The sequence below is a fragment of the Sphingomonas sp. Leaf32 genome (genome assembly GCF_001421765.1).
In the GTDB taxonomy this organism is placed as follows: domain Bacteria; phylum Pseudomonadota; class Alphaproteobacteria; order Sphingomonadales; family Sphingomonadaceae; genus Sphingomonas.
The window spans coordinates 74,486-91,961 of sequence record NZ_LMLA01000007.1 but is presented as its reverse complement, the minus strand read 5'-3'; the positions used below and the strand labels follow the sequence as shown (position 1 = coordinate 91,961).

The window sequence follows — 17,476 nt, the reverse complement described above, 5'->3', positions numbered from 1 at the left end:
ATGTCTGTTCCCCCTTGGAAGCTCCCGGCTTCCCGTGTGGTCCGTCCCCTGCCGGGCGGGGGTGGCAGGTTGGTTACGGCCGCGTTACCGAACGATGACGCTGGCGATGGTGGTTCCAGCTGTGGCTTCGGGGCAACAGGCTGGGCAGTGCAGGTCGGTGGATGCTCGACGATGACTTCGGCGACCACGCGCTTCGGCTCCGAACCAGACACGAGGCACCGGTGCCGCTCGCGTGGCACCGGCGTCCTGCGTCTCCGGCGCGTGCGTCAGAAGCGCGCGCCCAGTTCCACGCCATAGAAGCGCGGTTCGCCGCGAATATAGGTCGGCACGCCGAAGCCGCCGCCGGTATTGCCCGCGTCGATCAGATAGCGTTCGTCGGTCAGGTTGCGTGCGAAGCCGCCGATGGTGAACCGATCGCCCAGTTCCACGCCGGCACGCAGGTTGAACAGCGTATAGCCCGGCGTGGAGATCGCTTGCCGGTTCGGCAGTTCGAAGAACACCTTCGACCGATACGTCACGTTCGGCACGGCATAGAAGGTCGCCGAGCCGACCGGTACCCGCAGGTTCGCGCCGGCCGATGCGGTCATGTCGGGTTGCAGGCGGAAGCGGTTGCCGGCGAACACGCCGTTGGTCGCATCGCTGCCGATCCCGCCGTCGAGATACGCGAAGGTCCCGAACAGCGACAGGACCTGCCCGACGCGGAACGTCCCCTCCAGCTCGACGCCCAGATTGTCCGCCGATCCGGCCGAACGGGTGGTGGTGACGCCATTCTCGGTCACCGACACCTGGAACCCGTCATAGCGCTGGTAGAAGACCGACGCCGCGCCGGTAAAGGGTCCGACCCGCCCCTTGATGCCGCCTTCGTAATTCCACACCAGTTCCTCCGGCACGATCTGCAGCGCCGGGATCACCCCCGCCGTCACGCTGCTGCCGGTGCGTGCCGCCGCGAGTTGCACGACCGGCGAGCGACGGCCCTTGCTGACGGTGGCGTAGAGGTTGACCGCGTCCGACAGGCGGAAGAGCGCGTTGAAGCGTGGCAGCACGGCGGCGAAGCTGCGCTCCGCCTCGAACTTCGCGCCATTGGTGCTGGCGGTGCCGAGCAGGCTGGTGAACACCCCGGCCCCGGCGAGCAGCCGCGAGAAGGGCTGCACCGAGCTGTAGCCCGACTGGCGATCCTCGATCAGCACGCGGGCACCGGCGGTCAGTTCCAGCGCGGGGACCGGAATCCACGTCGTATCGGCGAACATCGAATAGGTGTCGTTGTTGCCGAAATTGGTGAACACCGCCGCATAGGGCAGTTCGGTCAGGGTGCCGCGCGACAGGATCGCCGTCGCCCGCGCACCCGGCACCGTGCCATTGGCCGCGACGCAGTTCGGACCGGTCGGGATGCCGGCCTGGTTGAGCACGGCGCGGATCGGGGCATAGGCACCCGTCACCGAACAAGCGAGATAGGTGCCTTCTTCGGTCGAGAAGGGCACGCGCTGGAAACCGTTTTCGAAGAAGGCGTTCCATCCGAACGAGGCGCGTGCCTTCTCGCCGGTGAAGTTGAAGCGGCCTTCATGGCTCCACTGGTCGCCCTTCGCATCCTCGGCGAATTCCAGATACCATGCCGGACCGCCATCGGCGTCGAACGTCTCGAGGCTGTTGAACCGGCGATAGCCGTTGACCGTGGTGAAGGTGACGCCGCGCCCCAGATCGACCGACACGGTCAGGTTCGCGTCATAGACATCGCGGTCGAGACCAAGCTTGCGCTTGCCAAGCACTTCTTGGCTGTAGGGCGAACCCGACAGTTCGGCGGTGCCATAATCGCCGGTCTGCCCGCCGGTCGGAGCAAAGGCGCGGCTCTTGAACGCGGTGCCGGGATTGCGCTGCCCGTCATAGGTCAGCACGAGGTCGGCGGTGACGGCGTCGGTCGGCGTCCAGCGCAGCGACCCGCGAATGCCGCGCTGGTCCTGCCCGTTCAGATCGTCCTGGTCGACCCGGCCCTGATTCTGGTTCGGCACCTTCGGGTCGCCCGCGATGTTGCGGACATAGCCGTCGCGAAATTTGTACGCGAAGGCGAGGCGGGCGGCGAGCGTGTCGCCCCCGGCATTGACCATGCCCGACACCTGCGTCCGGTTGAAATTGCCGTAGGACGCGGCAAGGTCGGCGGCGAAGCCGGGCTTGGGCTTGGCCGACAGGATCGACACCGCGCCGACCGCGGCGGCCGTGCCGAACAACGTGGCCTGCGGCCCCTTCACCGCCTCGATCCGTTCGAGGTCGAACAGGTCCTGATAGGCCCCGCGCGAGCGGCTGATGTCGACGCCGTTATAATAGAAGGTGACGCGCGCGCCCTGCTGCGCCGACCCCGAATCCGACGTGATGCCGCGAATGACGAAGCCGGGATTGTTCGCGCTCTGCTCCTGCACGATCAGCCCCGGAATATATTGCGCGACATCGGCCAGCGTCGACACGCCCAGATCGGCCATCTTGCGGCCCGTCACGGCGGTGACGGTAACCGGCACATCCTCGATCCGCTGTTCGACCTTTTGCGCGGTGACGACGATTTCGTCTGATTCATCCGCCTGCGGTTGGACATTGGCCTGGGCAAAGGCGGTGGTCGAACAAGTGATCGCCAACAAGGCGACGGTCGAGCGCAGACACGAGTTCATGCAATATCCCCCTAATGATGGCGCGGCCTCTAGGGGGCGGGAATGACAGGTCCGTGACGTCATCGACCTGTCGCATCGGCTGCATAGGACGTCCGGCATATCCTTTGACGAAAGCGCTTCCGATGACCCTGAACCGCCGCGACGCCCTGCGCCTGATGGGCAGCAGCGCCGCCCTGACCCTGCCGACGATCGCCCATGCCGCGCCGGACGGCGCGACCTTCGCGCACGGCGTCGCCAGCGGCGATCCGGCGGCGGACGGCGCGATCCTGTGGACCCGCGCGACGCCGGCGGCGGCCGACAGCGGCGACATCGCGCTCGACTGGCATGTCGCAGGGAACGTGGATGGCCCGGCGATCGCGACCGGCCGCGCGATGGCCCGGGCGGCGCGCGACTTCACTGCCAAGGTCGAGGCGACGGGCCTGAAGCCGGGCACCGATTATTGGTACTGGTTCACCGCGCCCGGCGGCACCGCGTCGCCCAAAGGCCGCTTCCGCACCCTGCCGCGCGGGGCCACTCCGCAAGTCGCGCTGGCGGTGGTGTCGTGCCAGCTCTACCCCGGCGGATATTGGCACGCCTATACCGCCATCGCCGCCGAACCGCGCGTCGATGCGGTGCTGCATCTGGGCGACTACATCTATGAATATGGCGCGGACGGCTATGGCGCGGAGATCGGCCGCAAGCTGAACCGCCTGCCCGAACCCCGCCATGAGATCATCACGCTCACCGATTATCGCACCCGCCATGCGCAGGTGAAGCGCGACGGCGCGATGCAGGCGGCGCACGCGCGCGCCGCGTTCATCTGCGTGTGGGACGACCATGAAAGCGCGAACGATGCGTGGGTCGGCGGCGCGGAGAACCACAGCCCGGCGACCGAGGGCGACTGGGCGGCGCGCAAGGCGGCGGCGATGCAGGCCTATTTCGAATGGATGCCGATCCGCGACCCGAAGCCCGGCCAGCCCTGGGCCGCGATCAACCGCAGCTTCGATTTCGGCGACCTCGCGACGCTGGTGATGGTCGAAACCCGCCTGCTCGCCCGGTCGGAACAGGCCGCGCCCAAGGGGGCGGGCATCGAGCCGGAGGATTATGCCGCGATGCTGGCGGTCCGCTCCCGGCCCGACCGCGAGATGCTGGGGCGCGGGCAGCAGGATTGGGTCGAGCGCGAACTGGCTCGGTCGGTTCGTGCAAAGCAGCCGTGGCAACTGCTCGGCAATCAGGTGGTGATGGCGCGCGTCCCCGGTCCCGACCTGATCCGGGAAATGGGGGCGGAGCGCTATGCCGCGATGCTGAACGGCCTGCCCGCCGCCTATGCCCCGCGCATCGCCGCAGCACAGCGATCGTACCGCGCCGGGCTGCCGTTCAATTTCGACAGCTGGGACGGCTATCCCCCGGCGCGCGAGCGGCTCTACACCGCGTTCCGCCGGGCGAAGGCGCGGCCGATCGTGCTGTCGGGCGACAGCCATGCCGGCTGGGCCAACGACCTGCATGACGATGCCGGCCGGCTGGTCGCCCATGAATTCGGCGCGACCGCGATTTCCAGCCCGTCCTATGGATCGCTGCTGCCGGGGCTGGGCACGGTGATCGAAAAGGACGCGCCGGAGGTCCGCTACTGCGATCAGGATCGGAAGGGCTATCTGCTGCTCACCCTGACGCCGGCCCATGCCGACGCGCAGTTCCGCACCGTGTCGAGCGTGACGACGCCCGGCTTCACCACCGCGACGACGGCCCGGTGGCGCGTGGCCGCAGGGAAGCTAGGGCCGATGACGGCGGTCTAGCGCCAATCACCCCGCCATCGTACCCCCGCGCAGGCGGGGTCCAGGGCCAAAAAAAATGCGACCGTCGCGTTCGTGGCTCTGGATCCCCGCCTGCGCGGGGATACGGTCCATGCCCGCGTTGCACCCCGCCCCCGCCACCCTACATTGGCGCGAGTGCGCGACCTCCCCGCCCCTTTAGCCGACTGGTTCGCCGCACGCGGATGGTCCCCGCGCCGTCACCAGCGCGAGATGCTGGACGTCGCGCGCGCCGGGAACCACGCACTGCTGGTCGCCGCGACCGGCGCGGGCAAGACCCTCGCCGGCTTCCTGCCGACGCTGGCCGAATTGATCGAAACCCCCGGCGACGGCCTGCACACCCTCTATATCTCGCCGCTGAAGGCGCTGGCGGTCGACGTGCAGCGCAACCTGCTGACCCCGATCGCCGAGATGGACCTGCCCATCCGGGTCGAGACCCGCACCGGCGACACCCCGTCCGACCGCAAGGCACGCCAGCGCGCCAAACCGCCGCACATCCTGCTGACGACACCCGAATCGCTCAGCCTGCTGCTATCCTATCCCGATGCCGACCGGCTGTTCGCATCGCTGCGCACGATCATCGTCGATGAGGTCCACGCCTTCGCCACCGACAAGCGCGGCGATCTGCTGGCACTATGCCTCACCCGGCTGCAACGCCATGCCCCGGCCTTGCGCCGGGTGGCGCTGTCGGCGACGGTCGCCGATCCCGACGGCTATCGCGCTTGGCTCGCCCCGCATGGCGACATCGACGCGGTGACGCTGGTTCAGGGGGAGCCGGGCGCCGACCCGGATATCCGTATCCTGTTGCCGCAGGACCGCATCCCCTGGTCGGGCCATTCCGGCCGCTATGCTGCCGGGCAGGTGATGCGCGAGATCGAGCGCAACCGCACCACCATCGTCTTCTGCAACACCCGCAGCCTGGCCGAACTGATCTTTCAGGACCTGTGGCTGGCCAATGATGCGCAGCTGCCGATCGGAGTCCATCACGGCAGCCTCGACCGCGAGGCGCGGCGCAAGGTCGAGGCGGCGATGGCCGATGGCAAGCTCCGCGCGCTGGTCGCCACCGCGAGCCTCGACCTGGGCGTCGACTGGGGCGATGTCGACTGCGTGATCCAGATGGGCGCACCCAAGGGATCGTCGCGCCTGCTGCAACGGATCGGTCGCGCCAATCACCGGCTGGACGAGGTGTCGAAGGCGCTGCTGGTGCCCGGCAACCGCTTCGAATTTCTGGAAGCGCAGGCGGCGCTCGACGCGGTGGAGGCGGGGGAACTCGACCGCGAAGTCTTCCGCCCCGGTGCGCTGGACGTGCTGGCGCAGCATCTGATGGGCTGCGCCTGCGCCGAACCCTTCGCCGCCGCCGACATGCTGGCGGAGGTGCAGGGCGCCCTCCCCTATTCCGCGCTGGATGCCGACACGTTCGACCGCGTGCTGCATTATATTGCCGAGGGCGGTTATGCGCTGAAGGCATATGACCGGTTCAAGCGGCTGCGGCTGGATGCAGACGGGTTGTGGACCGTCACCAAGCCCGCCTTCATCGCGCAGCATCGGCTGAACGCCGGCATCATCGTCGACGCGCCGACGCTCGACGTGCGGTTCCGGAACGGGCGACGGCTCGGCACGGTCGAGGAATATTTCGCCTCCACCCTGTCGCCCGGCGACACCTTCTTCTTTTCGGGCATGAGCCTGGAGGTGGAAAAGATCGAACTGACCGATCTGGTCGTCCGCGCGACAGCCAAGCCCGCGCGCATCCCCAAATATGGCGGCACCCGAATGGCGCTGTCGACCAACCTGGCCGACCGGGTGCGCGGGTTTCTGGCCGATCCGTCCCAATGGTCGCGCTTTCCCGATGACGTGCGCGAGTGGCTGGAAATCCAGGCGCGCCGCTCGGTCCTGCCGCGCCCCGGCGAACTGCTGGTCGAAACCTTTCCGCATGACGGGCGGCATTACATGGTCGCCTACAGCTTCGAAGGATGGAACGCGCACCAGTCGCTCGGCATGTTGATTACCCGCCGGATGGAGGCGCTCGGTCTCAATCCGATCGGTTTCGTGTCGAACGACTATGCGCTGGCCTGCTACGCGCTCGAACCGATCACCGACCCGCGAGCGCTGTTCTCCCCCGACATTCTCGAACATGAATTCGTCGACTGGGTACAGGGATCGGCGCTGCTGAAACGCGCCTTTCGCGAGGTCGCGGTGATCGGCGGCCTTGTCGAGCGGCAGCATCCCGGCAAGCGCAAGACCGGCAAGCAGGTCACTTTCTCGACCGACCTGATCTACGACGTGCTGCGCAAATACGAACCCGGCCATCTGCTGCTGCAGGCGGCATGGGACGATGCCCGCGCGCGGATGACCGATGTCGGGCGACTGGCGACACTGCTGGAAACGGCGCAGGCCCGCATCCGCCATGTCGAGCTCGACCGCGTCAGCCCGCTGGCGGTGCCGGTGCTGGTGCTGGTCGGGCGCGAACGCGTGACGCAGGGGTCGGCCGACGACGCGTTGCTGGTCGAGGCGGAAGCACTGGCCGCCGAGGCGATGGCGCTGGATTAGGACGCGAGGCCGTCGAACGGAACCGTTCGGCCCGTCCTACAACGCGTCGAAGTCGATCGGCGCGTGCCGGTCGAGCATCGCGGGCGCGGGTGGCATCGGATATTTCAGGCCGGTGGCGCAGTTGAACAGGACGACCTCTTCCTCCGCATCCACCTCTCCATCGCGCAGCGCCTGGCGGTAGGCGGCCAGCGTCGCGCCGCCCTCGGGACACAGCAGCAGCCCGTCGCGCCGCGCGCAGTCATCGACTGCCTTCAGGATCGCCGGATCGCCGACTGCCAGCGCCTTGCCCCCGCTTTCCCGCACCGCGCGCAGGATCAGGAAGTCGCCGACCGCACGCGGCACGCGGATGCCGGCGGCGACGGTGTGCGCGTCCTCCCAGCGTTCGGCATGGTCCTGTCCCGCCTCGAACGCGCGGACGATCGGGGCGCAGCCCGACGCCTGCACCGCATACATGCGCGGCCGCTCCGACCCGATCCAGCCGAGCGCCTCCAGCTCGTCGAACGCCTTCCACATGCCGATCAACCCGGTGCCGCCGCCGGTCGGATAGAAGATCGCCTGCGGCAGTCGCCAGCCAAGCTGCGCCGCCAGTTCGAGGCCCATCGTCTTCTTGCCCTCGATCCGGTACGGCTCCTTCAATGTCGAGAAATCGAACCAGCGTCCCTCCGCCGCGCCCCTGGCGACGATCGCGCCGCAATCGTCGATCAGGCCGTTGACCCGCCACACCCGGCTGCCCTGTGCCGCGATCTCGCGGACATTCACCTCGGGCGTATCCTCGGGACAGAAGACGATCGTTTCGATGCCGCAGCGCGCGGCATAGGCGGCCAGCGCCGCGCCGGCATTGCCGTTGGTCGGCATGGCGATGCGCCGCACGCCCAGTTCCCTGGCCATCGCCACCGCCATCACCAGCCCGCGCGCCTTGAAGCTGCCGGTCGGCAGGCGGCCTTCGTCCTTCACCAGCACCCGCGCGCCACCGGATGCGGTGATCGGGATCAGCGGCGTCTCGATCTCGCCCAGGCTGACGATGTTCGCCGCGCGGCGCACCGGCAGCAGTTCGCGCCAGCGCCACAGATCGGTATCGCGCGCCGACAGCGCATCGCGCGACAGCGCCGCCTTGACCGCCGCCAGGTCATAGCGGACCAGCAACGGTCGCCCGGCCTTCGACAGATTGTGCAGCGTATCGGCGGCATAACGCTCGCCGGTCATCGAACATTCGAGATGGGTGACGAAGGTCGGGCGATCGGCGGTCAGGTTGTCATGCATGATGTGACTTGTATCGCAGCCGCCCGCGCCGTCCATCGGGCCTCGGCGCGGTTATGCCACGGCATGACGCTCAGGCCGGCTCCGCCAGCGCCGTCGCCAGCCAGTCGGGCCGCAACGCCTCGCCCAGATCGTCGATCCGGCGATGCTCGACGGCGAGGCCCAGCTCGGGATAGACGATGCGCGTGCGCGGCCCGGGCACGTCGGTCGGCACCACCACCAGCCGGCGGTTGACCGTCGAGCGATAGTTCATCCGCGCGGTATTTTCCTGGCCCACATAGCAGCCCTTGGTGAAGCTGACCCCGTTCAGCTCGCGGGCATTGCATTCCAGCCACAGCGTCTGCCCGTCGCCCAGCTCGGCCCGCCCCTCGGCCACGCCGTGACGCAGCCGGTGCGCCGGCCAGCCGCTCGCCGCCGCGCCCGCCGGGGCCAGCCAGCGCCGCCCCAGCGCCGCCAGTCGGGGATCGGCCACGCCGTCCGTCCCCTCGCGCGACCAGTGGACGCCGATATCGGTACGCTCGATCGTCACCGCGCGGCGCAGGCGGTACAGCGTCAGCCGTTTTGCCAGCGCATCCGCCACCGCTTCCTCGCAATCGATCAGGATATCATCACTATCGGCCCACAGGATGAAATCAAACAGCGCCTTGCCCTGCGCGCTGAGCAACGCGGCCCACCCCGGCGTTTCGGGCGTCACCGCGCCCATATCCTGCGTCACCAGCCCTTGCAGAAAGACGCGCGCTTCGGTGCCGCCGACGCGCAACACCGCCCGGTCGGACAGCCAGGTACCGGGGGGGCAAGCGGGGGTGGTCATGGTCATGGCCAACAGGTAGGACGGCCCACCCCCTGACCACAAGAGGCGGCAATGGCGACCTTCGATACCAAGCTCACCGGTGGCACCGTCCACCTTCCCTCCGGCCCGGCACAGGTCGATATCGGCATCGTCGACGGGCGGATCGCCGGCATCGGCGTGGCCGGCGACGCGGGCGAGACGATCGACTGTACCGGCCTCGACATCCTGCCGGGCGTCATCGACACGCAGGTCCATTTCCGCGAACCCGGACTGGAGCATAAGGAAGACCTCGTCACCGGATCGATCGCGGCGGTGATGGGCGGCGTGACCGCCGTGTTCGAAATGCCGAACACCAAGCCCGCGACCGATACCGAGGACGCGATCGCCGACAAGCTCGCCCGCGCCAAGGGGCGGATGTATTGCGACCACGCCTTCTACGTCGGTGCCACCGCGCGCAACGCGAACCATCTGGCCGAGCTGGAGCGGCTGCCCGGCACCGCCGGCGTCAAGATCTTCATGGGATCGTCGACCGGCGACCTGCTGGTGTCAGAGGATGACGACCTGCTGCGCGTGCTGCGCTCCGGGCATCGCCGCGTGGCGATCCATGCCGAGGACGAGATGCGGATGATCGCGCGCGAGGGCGAGCGGGTGAGCGGCGATCCCGCCTCGCACCCCGTCTGGCGCGACGATGAAAGCGCGCTGATCGCCACCCGCCGCATCCTGCGGCTGGCGCGTGAGGCCGGGCGGCGCGTGCACGTCCTGCACGTCACCACCCCGGCCGAGCTGGAACTCCTGGGCGTGAACAAGGACATCGCCTCTTGCGAGGTCACGCCGCAGCATCTGACGCTGGCGGGCGAGGACGCCTATCCGCGCCTTGGCACCTATGCCCAGATGAACCCGCCGATCCGGTCGGCTGCGCATCGCGACGGGCTGTGGCACTGGCTGACGCAGGGCGTGCCCGACGTGATCGGTTCCGACCATGCGCCGCACACGATCGAGGAAAAGGCCAAGCGCTACCCCGCCACCCCCAGCGGGATGCCGGGCGTCCAGACGCTGCTGCCGCTGCTGCTGAACCATGTCGCGGAGGGACGGCTGACGCTCGCACGCCTGATCGACCTGACCAGCGCCGGGGCGCAGCGCATCTTCGGGCTGGCCGGCAAGGGGCGGATCGCGTTCGGCTATGACGCCGACTTCACCGTCGTCGACCTGAAGCAACGCTGGACCATCGAGGAATCGTGGCTCGCCTCGCGCGCGGGCTGGTCGCCCTTCACCGGCGACACGCTGACCGGCCGGCCGGTCGGGACCATCGTGCGCGGCCGGACCGCGATGTGGGAAGCGCAACTGGTCGGTGAGGCTCAGGGCGCGCCGGTGCGGTTCGAATCGACCGCGTTTCCGGGGGGCTGAGAGGGATCAGGACGATACCACCATCGTCACCCCGGGCTTGACCCGGGGTCCCGCTTCTTTTGATATGGATCTACGGCCCCCGCCTGAGCGTCATCCCAGCGAAGGCCGGAATCTCTACGAGGAGCGAACGACGGCAGCCGCTCGAAAGACTGTAAACGGGATGACGTTTCGATCGCCAGCGCCGCGGGCAAAGCCCGCGTCGTCGGTCGGCTTTCAGCCGCCGGCCGGGCTGGGGCGAGTCCCGCAGTTGCGGGCCGCCCTGCGCCTTAAAACGGCAGCCACCTCTGCTTCTCGCTGAACCGCATATACCCGACATTCGCCCCCAGCCGCCATCCGACGCCCAGTCGCACGGGGATCAGCACCACGTCCCCCCGCCGCAGATAGCTCGCGGAGAACCCGCCGACGAAATAGGCCCGCCCCTCGGCCGCCGGGAAGCGTTTGTACAGTTCCTGCGAATCATACAGGTTGTAGACCAGCACGAAGACCTTGGTTGCGTCGCCGCCGACATCGAACCCGACCGAGGGTCCGGTCCAATAGACCGGCCGCTGCCCCTCGACCTTGTGGTTCATCACGCCCGATCCGTAGCGCAACCCGACAACGAACGCGCCCGCCGCCTCGCGGCCGGCGATATAGGCGTTGGGCTTGCCCTGGTCCTTCAGGATATTTTCCAGGATTCCGGCCAGCCCCTCGGCCCCGCGCCCGAACACCCCCTCGGCCGCGCCGATCAGATCCTCACGCTCGAACGTGTCGTTCGCCGCCGATGTCGCGGTCGTACTCGGTGATTGCTGTACGGGCGGCGGCGTCTGCTGCTGCGGCTGGGCCGGTGCGGACTCATAGGCGGGCGGCACGGTCGACCTTGGCGCAGGCGCAGGCGCCCGTTGCTGCGGGGCCAGATCGCCATCGATCGCATCGTTGGGATCGACGGTCCGCACCTGCGCCTGGGCCGGCACCGCCAGCACCAGCAGCGGCGCCATCCATCCGATCAACCGTTTCATCACTCGTTCCCCGCAATCATGCCCGTCCCGCGCACGATAGTCGCCAGGTAGCTGTCCCTGCAATGAACGCGCGGCCGGGCGGCGTCGAATTACGATCAACGTAGGGTGTTGATCGCCGCCCATTCCCCCGCTATAGGCCCGCTCTCCAAGCAGCGCTGCGCGCTTGGGAGACGTGGGTGAGTGGCTGAAACCAGCGGTTTGCTAAACCGCCGTAGGGGGATTACTCCTACCGAGGGTTCGAATCCCTCCGTCTCCGCCATTCTGATCGGCATGTGGTTGTATCTGCATCGGGAATGGGCGGCATCGCATCTCTGCGTCCTATTCGTGTCAACGCCCATCGACTAGCTAGACGCTGGCGGAAGGGTAAGACCCGATTTCCGGCAAGATACCGATGGTACCGGCTCTATCGCGAAGCTATTTTCTCGATGTCTAAGACCGCTCGATCGCGGCTTACTGCGAGCTTGATCGGCACGACGCATCCACCGACATGGAAGCGCGACGTGCAAATCATTCCCGCGTAAAATGGCAACTCGAGGATAGCTGATCCTAGAGCAGCTACCCATTTCGAACGCAACGGATGGCTCGAAAAGCGGCCAAGCCTCCCCGCGATCGCAAGGCAATGTTCCGGCAACCAGCGGATTGGACTAGCCGGAATGCGGACGCACACTACGTTCGGCCAACCATGTCGCTGCGGCTTCCAGTGCAGGATCGGTGCCCGCCGCGATCGCATCCGCCGTCAGAGGGATGCGGACATCCGGTTCGATGCCGGCATCGGGCTGCGGCGTCGACGGGAAATAGCCGATCAGCGGCAGGTCGAACTCGATCCCGCTGCCGGGCAGCGTCGTGAAGAAGAAGCCCCCGCCATTGATCCCGCGCCGGTTGCCACCGGTCGCTTCGCCAAGCAGCCTGATCCGGCCGCTGGCACGCGCCGCGTTGATGAAGCCGAAGGTCGCCGAACTGTTCGCCGGGCCGATCAGCGCGGCGACGGGTACGCCCAGGCGCTTCGCGTCCGGGCGGATCGGCAGTTGGTTCTCGCGTTCGGGCAGGCCGTACCAGCCATCGCCCAGATCGGTACCGCCGACGCCGAGGCGACGGAACCGGTTATCCCAGGTGGAGACGTGCGGCGCCAGCGCTGCCGGCACCTCGCGAAACCGCACTTTCGTTTCGAACGTCCAACCGACCAGATCGCGCTCGATCAACCGCGCGAGGATCGGATCGCCGCAATCGTCGCCGCCCTCGTTGCGGCGCAGGTCGATCACCAGACCGCGCGTGGTCGCCGCATCGTCGAGGCGGTCGGACAGCCAGCGTCGCCAGTCCCATTTGGAGTTCCACATCGCCCAACCGGGCATGTCCAGCACCGCCACGCCGTCCGGTCGCACCCAGTAGGTCCAGCGCGGGGCATCGCTGTCCTCGCGCACGCGGGTCATCGTCGCCTGCCGCGCGGCAATACCGATCGCGGGCACCTCCAGACGCCTTTCCCGGCCATCCGGTCGCCGCACCGACAGACGGCGCACGCCCCCTTTGGGTGGCAACAGCAGCCCCTGGAAGACATCGAAATATTCGATGTCCTCCGCCCCCCGTACGCCAAGCAGCGAGCGACGCTTGCCGTCATTATGCCCGTCGGCACGGGTATAGGGCATCAACGCGTCGAGAATGTCGCCAGCACCTCGTCCGTCGACTGACAGGATATGCGACCCGCGCGGCAACGCGCCGGTTCCGCTATGGTCGGCGGTGACGACCATCGATCGCCCGATCCATTCGAAGTCGAACGGCAACCGGGTCGGACGGTCGAACAGCGCCTTTACCGCCGGATCACGCTGGTTGAAGAAATTGGGATAGCTGTGTCCGCAGCGGATCGTGGTCAGGAACCGGGACAAAACGAGGAAACAACGCTCGCACGACCCCGCCCGTGCGCCGGCGGCATAGTCACGCTCGAAGGCTGCAAGATGGCGAGCGACATCGCCCGGCGACAGATAACGGTGCAGCCCCGGATGGATCGCCATCGCCGCGCGCAGCACAGCGACATCCTCGGCAATACCCGCGGCATCGGGCGCGGCGATGGCGCGTGTAGGGCAAGAGACCAGTGGAAGCGCGGCAAGGGCCGCAAGCAGATCGCGTCGGTTCATGCGCTGGGAATGGACGGCGGAACCGCGTCCGGTCGCCTCATTTCCGGCAACGCCGCATGGTTTTTCGTTTCTGCGACCTGGGTCCGATACTGCGAAGGCGTCATGCCGGTCGTGGCCCGGAACGCCCGGTTGAAGCTGGCCTTCGACGCGAACCCTACCTCCAGCGCGAGGCTCAATACGTCGCGCGTGTCGCCCGCGTCGAGGCGCGCGATGACGGCGCGACTGCGCAATCCATTTATGAACGCCGCATAGTTCAGACCCAGACCCTCGTTCAACGCGCGCGACAGATAGGCGGTGTTGGTGCCCAGCAGCCGGGCAAGCGTCGCCACGTCGATATCAGGGTCGTTCGCCCACCCGGCGGCGCGGGTCCGCTCGGCCCATTCGGCACCCTGTCGTGCCCAGTCGCGCGCAGGCCCCTTGTCATGCGCCGCCGGACGGCGTTCGAGCGTCGACAGCTCGGGAAACGGCGCACCACCATGCCGCCACCCCTCGATCGCGAGAAACAGCGCGGCGGCCGCGATCATCAGATACAGCCACATCAGTCCGGTATAGCCGAGCGGATCGAACCAGTCCCAGATCAGCACCGCCGCCCAGATGCTCCATAACAGCCCGAAGGCGGCGATCGCAGTGGACAACCAGCGCGCAGCAAAGCGCGCATCGTCACCGACGACATGGGCCAGCGCCCTGCGATAGCGCCGCAACAGCCGCAGCGATGCGACGATGTGCATCGCGAAACTGCCGATCAGCGCGAGCGAGAAGATCGGCGTGAAGACCAAGAAGGCGATATCCGCCCAGTGGTCCTTCCAGGGCATCGGCAGGCAGAAGCTGATCGCCTGGAAACCGAATTCGACTATTCCGGGTACAAGCATGGCCCGCCATCGCGGCGGCAGCGTATCGCCCATCAGGGCGTGGACGTAGAAGCGCAGCAAGGCCGGGACCAACAACGGCACCGCGACCGGGAGAAACGTCAGCCAGCGCCAGCGATCGTAGAAGCCCGCGAACCCGATGAGCCACGGCGTGAAGACGCCGACGAGGACGAGGATCATAAGCGCCAGCGTCCGGTTCGCCCGTCGATTGCGCAGGCTCGACGCCAATGCCGCAGCCAATGGCAGCAGCACGACCGTTGCGGAGAGCAGCATGGCGCTGCGCCAGCCAAAGACGAGGTCCATCGCCGACCGCTAGCATTTCTTGCGTTCCGTCGCAGCCAGCGATCGCTGGACCTTGGCTGTCTGCAACCGGTTTTTCAGCCAATCCGTTCGCTCTGCGAGAGTTACCCGTGGCCTTGAACGGTGTCGGGCTACTTGGCCAACGAACGGCGATCGGGATCGAGACGATCCAGAGCGGGTCGACATTCACATTCTATTTCGTCACCCCGGACGTGTTCCGGGGTCTACGGCGCGGCAATCGGTACTGTGTGAGCCTCTAGAAACCGCGATTGCGGCGAAATGGACCCCGGAACACGTCCGGGGTGAAGATAGACCGGTGAATGTCGATCAGCCCTAGGTTGCTGCTACGGGTCGACCTCGCTAACTGTTGCACATGAGCAATACAGCTAATGTGCCGGGACGGATCGTTGCTGGCGCCATGATGGCGACGCTGGCGTACGCGTCGATGGCAGAAGCCAGACCACATGCCTCGTTGCCGGATATGACCACGATCCTCCGGGAACAGCATGTGGAGAGCGCGTCGGTCGCCTTGATCCGCAACGGACGGATCGTCTCGACGGGTGCATGGGGCATGGCTGGCCCGCACCGACCCGCGACCGTCGCCACGCCCTACAACCTCGCATCGCTGACGAAGCCGCTGACGGCGGAGATCATCCTGCGGCTGGTGTCGGCCGGCAGGCTGTCGCTCGACGAGCCGATGGATCGCTATTGGAGCGACCCCGATCTGGCGCGCGATCCTCGGCGGGCGAAGCTGACGGTCCGCATGGCGCTGAGCCACCGCACCGGGTTGCCGAACTGGCGCGATGCGAAGGGACTGGCCTTCGATCATGATCCCGGCACGACCACGGGGTATTCGGGCGAGGGGTATCAATATGCGGCGCGCTACGCCGAACGTCGCACCGGGCAGTCGTTCGAGGCGCTGGCGAAGCGTTGGTTATTCGCCCCGGCCCATATGCGTGCATCGGGTTATGTCTCTGCGCAAGGTGCGACGGCGCCCCTCGCCATGCCCCATGACGAAGAAGGCAAACCGCTGCCCGTCGCGCCGGTGACGCGCTTCAATGCCGCCGACCTGGCCCATGCGACGGCGCGCGATTATGCCCGCTTCCTGATCGAAGTCCGCAACGACCGGGGCATGGCCGCTTTCGTCGCGTCAGAGCGCAGCAGATCGCACGCCGACCTGACGCCCGGGGTGTGCGCCGGAGCGAAGGCGACCACTTGTCCGCCATGGACCGGCTTCGGCCTGGGCTGGCAGCTCCTCGGCTTCCCCGGCGGGACGACGATGCTCCACACCGGCAAGGATGCCGGGGCGTTCACCTTCGCAGCGATAAATCGCGCGGACGGTGACGGGATCGTCATCCTGACCAATAGCGACAATGGATGGCGGGTCATCATACCTATCCTCGAACGCACCGGCAGCGACCCGCGGCTGATCGCCTTCCTCTGCGGGCAGATGACCTGACAGGACCATGCGGCATGACGACCGCCGAGCAACAGCGCATTGCCGTTAGGCCGCTTCCGACGGCTTCCCGTCGTGAAGCGGCAATCTGGATGGTCAGGGGCTTTCCCATTGTAGCAGTTGATCGAGACCGCCACCGGCCCTCACCCTGTGGTCTACCGCCAAGCCTTTCCGTATCGTGCCGGAATGAACATAGGCCAACTTGACGCCGCGATCCGGGCGGGTGCTGTCGCCGCGATCCTTCTGCTGGCATGGCTCCTGTTCGGCGCACGGAAGCAGGTTGGCTTGCCCGCCGTTCTGTTCGCTCCCTTGGCGATATGCCTTGCCGGCTTCGTGATCGGCAACACGCCGTTACCAACGCTCGTCCCGACCGACACGATCGGGGCCGCCGCTCATACCGTGAGCGGCTTTGCCGTCATCTTCTTGTGGTGGTTCTGTCTGTCCTGCTTCGATAGCCGGTTCAGATTGGGCGGCGGCGTGCTGATTGTTGGCATAGCTTGGGCCGCCATCGCCGGTCTGGATCGCGGGCTGCTCGGCGACGTGCTTGCGGGCAAGGGGCTGTCGTTCCTGCTGGTGGCTCTGGGCTTTGCGATCGTCGGCCATCTGGTCTGGCGGCTGCTGGCCGAACGTCGGGGCGACCTGATCCCGCAACGCCATGACGCTCGGATCATGGTCGCGGTCCTGCTTGGCGGAATGCTGTTCGTCGATCTGGCGGCGGATGCGCTGTTCGGTTTCGCATGGCGTCCGCTCGCGTTCGCCATTACCCAGAACGCGATGGCGCTCACCTTTGCCGTGTGGCTGGCCGGCAAGCTGCTGATCGTGCGCCCCGACCTGCTGCCGTTCGGCGTCACCGATGAAGCATCATCGCCAGCGGAAGCAGCGCCCCAAGCCGGCCGCCGCCATGCCGGCGAATTGCATCGCCGGCTCTCCGATCTGATGGAAACGGATCGCGTGTTCCTCGATCCCGAACTGACCTTTGCAACTTTCGTCGAGCGCATGGGAGCGTCGGAACGTACCGTACGAACGCTCATTAACCACGAGCTGGGCTACGATCATTTCCGCACGTTCCTGAACCAGTATCGGGTGACGGAGGCGCGTCGATTGCTGAGCGATCGGGATCGGGACGACAAACTCATCACCGTCGCGCTCGATAGCGGTTTTGCCTCGCTCGCCAGCTTCAACCGTGCCTTTAGGGCAGTCGAAGGGCGCACCCCCAGCGACTACCGGGCCGCTGCGCACCAGGACGGATCGAACGCCACGCATCTGGTAAATGCCGGGTTGTGAGGAACGAAATGCC

The 17,476-nt window shown here is 67.2% G+C and carries 11 protein-coding genes and 1 tRNA gene; 6 read left to right on the top strand and 6 right to left on the bottom strand.

What is annotated here, in order from left to right; all coding sequences use genetic code 11:
* Window positions 1-266 precede the first annotated feature (266 nt).
* On the bottom strand, window positions 267-2,651 hold the full coding sequence (locus ASE83_RS08195) for a TonB-dependent receptor (protein WP_055788058.1): 2,385 nt from the start codon (window positions 2,649-2,651) through the stop codon (window positions 267-269).
* Between the two features lie 122 nt (window positions 2,652-2,773).
* Between ASE83_RS08195 and ASE83_RS08190 the strand changes: the two genes are divergently transcribed.
* Both ASE83_RS08190 and ASE83_RS08185 read left to right on the top strand, forming a co-directional pair.
* On the top strand, window positions 2,774-4,423 hold the full coding sequence (locus ASE83_RS08190) for an alkaline phosphatase D family protein (RefSeq protein WP_055788055.1): 1,650 nt from the start codon (window positions 2,774-2,776) through the stop codon (window positions 4,421-4,423).
* 153 nt (window positions 4,424-4,576) lie between these two features.
* Window positions 4,577-6,985, top strand: coding sequence for a ligase-associated DNA damage response DEXH box helicase (locus tag ASE83_RS08185; protein ID WP_082443387.1), 2,409 nt, complete (start codon window positions 4,577-4,579; stop codon window positions 6,983-6,985).
* A 36-nt stretch (window positions 6,986-7,021) separates the two neighbouring features.
* Here ASE83_RS08185 and ASE83_RS08180 read toward each other — a convergent pair whose 3' ends face one another.
* Entirely contained in the window at window positions 7,022-8,245 is a 1,224-nt protein-coding gene (locus ASE83_RS08180; protein WP_055788049.1) for a threonine synthase, read from the bottom strand.
* 70 nt (window positions 8,246-8,315) lie between these two features.
* Window positions 8,316-9,059 carry a CAF17-like 4Fe-4S cluster assembly/insertion protein YgfZ gene (gene ygfZ / locus ASE83_RS08175; RefSeq protein WP_055788047.1) on the bottom strand — a complete coding sequence of 248 codons (744 nt, stop codon included), beginning with the start codon at window positions 9,057-9,059 and terminating at the stop codon, window positions 8,316-8,318.
* A gap of 45 nt (window positions 9,060-9,104) precedes the next feature.
* On the opposite strand from ygfZ, the gene ASE83_RS08170 reads away from it, so the two are divergent.
* The gene (locus tag ASE83_RS08170; protein WP_055788043.1) at window positions 9,105-10,436 is read left to right on the top strand and encodes a dihydroorotase; all 1,332 of its coding nucleotides are present in this window, start codon (window positions 9,105-9,107) and stop codon (window positions 10,434-10,436) included.
* Window positions 10,437-10,702: 266 nt separating this feature from the next.
* On the opposite strand, the gene ASE83_RS08165 is transcribed toward ASE83_RS08170, so the two are convergent.
* Complete coding sequence (locus ASE83_RS08165; RefSeq protein WP_082443388.1) at window positions 10,703-11,431, bottom strand: DUF1134 domain-containing protein; 729 nt, start codon at window positions 11,429-11,431, stop codon at window positions 10,703-10,705.
* 166 nt (window positions 11,432-11,597) lie between these two features.
* On the opposite strand from ASE83_RS08165, the gene ASE83_RS08160 reads away from it, so the two are divergent.
* Window positions 11,598-11,690, top strand: a tRNA-Ser gene (locus tag ASE83_RS08160).
* A gap of 385 nt (window positions 11,691-12,075) precedes the next feature.
* Here ASE83_RS08160 and ASE83_RS08155 read toward each other — a convergent pair.
* Window positions 12,076-13,557: a S41 family peptidase gene (locus ASE83_RS08155; protein ID WP_055788036.1), complete on the bottom strand. Its 1,482-nt coding sequence runs from the start codon at window positions 13,555-13,557 to the stop codon at window positions 12,076-12,078.
* Entirely contained in the window at window positions 13,554-14,726 is a 1,173-nt protein-coding gene (locus tag ASE83_RS08150) for a helix-turn-helix domain-containing protein (protein WP_082443389.1), read from the bottom strand. Before ASE83_RS08150 ends, ASE83_RS08155 begins: the two co-directional genes overlap by 4 nt.
* Before the next feature lie 478 nt (window positions 14,727-15,204).
* Here ASE83_RS08150 and ASE83_RS08145 point away from each other — a divergent pair, with 478 nt between their 5' ends.
* Both ASE83_RS08145 and ASE83_RS08140 read left to right on the top strand, forming a co-directional pair.
* Window positions 15,205-16,182 (top strand): serine hydrolase domain-containing protein, encoded by a 978-nt coding sequence (locus ASE83_RS08145; protein WP_235513271.1) that lies wholly within the window; start codon window positions 15,205-15,207, stop codon window positions 16,180-16,182.
* A gap of 117 nt (window positions 16,183-16,299) precedes the next feature.
* On the top strand, window positions 16,300-17,463 hold the full coding sequence (locus ASE83_RS08140; protein WP_235513272.1) for an AraC family transcriptional regulator: 1,164 nt from the start codon (window positions 16,300-16,302) through the stop codon (window positions 17,461-17,463).
* Window positions 17,464-17,476: the final 13 nt, after the last annotated feature.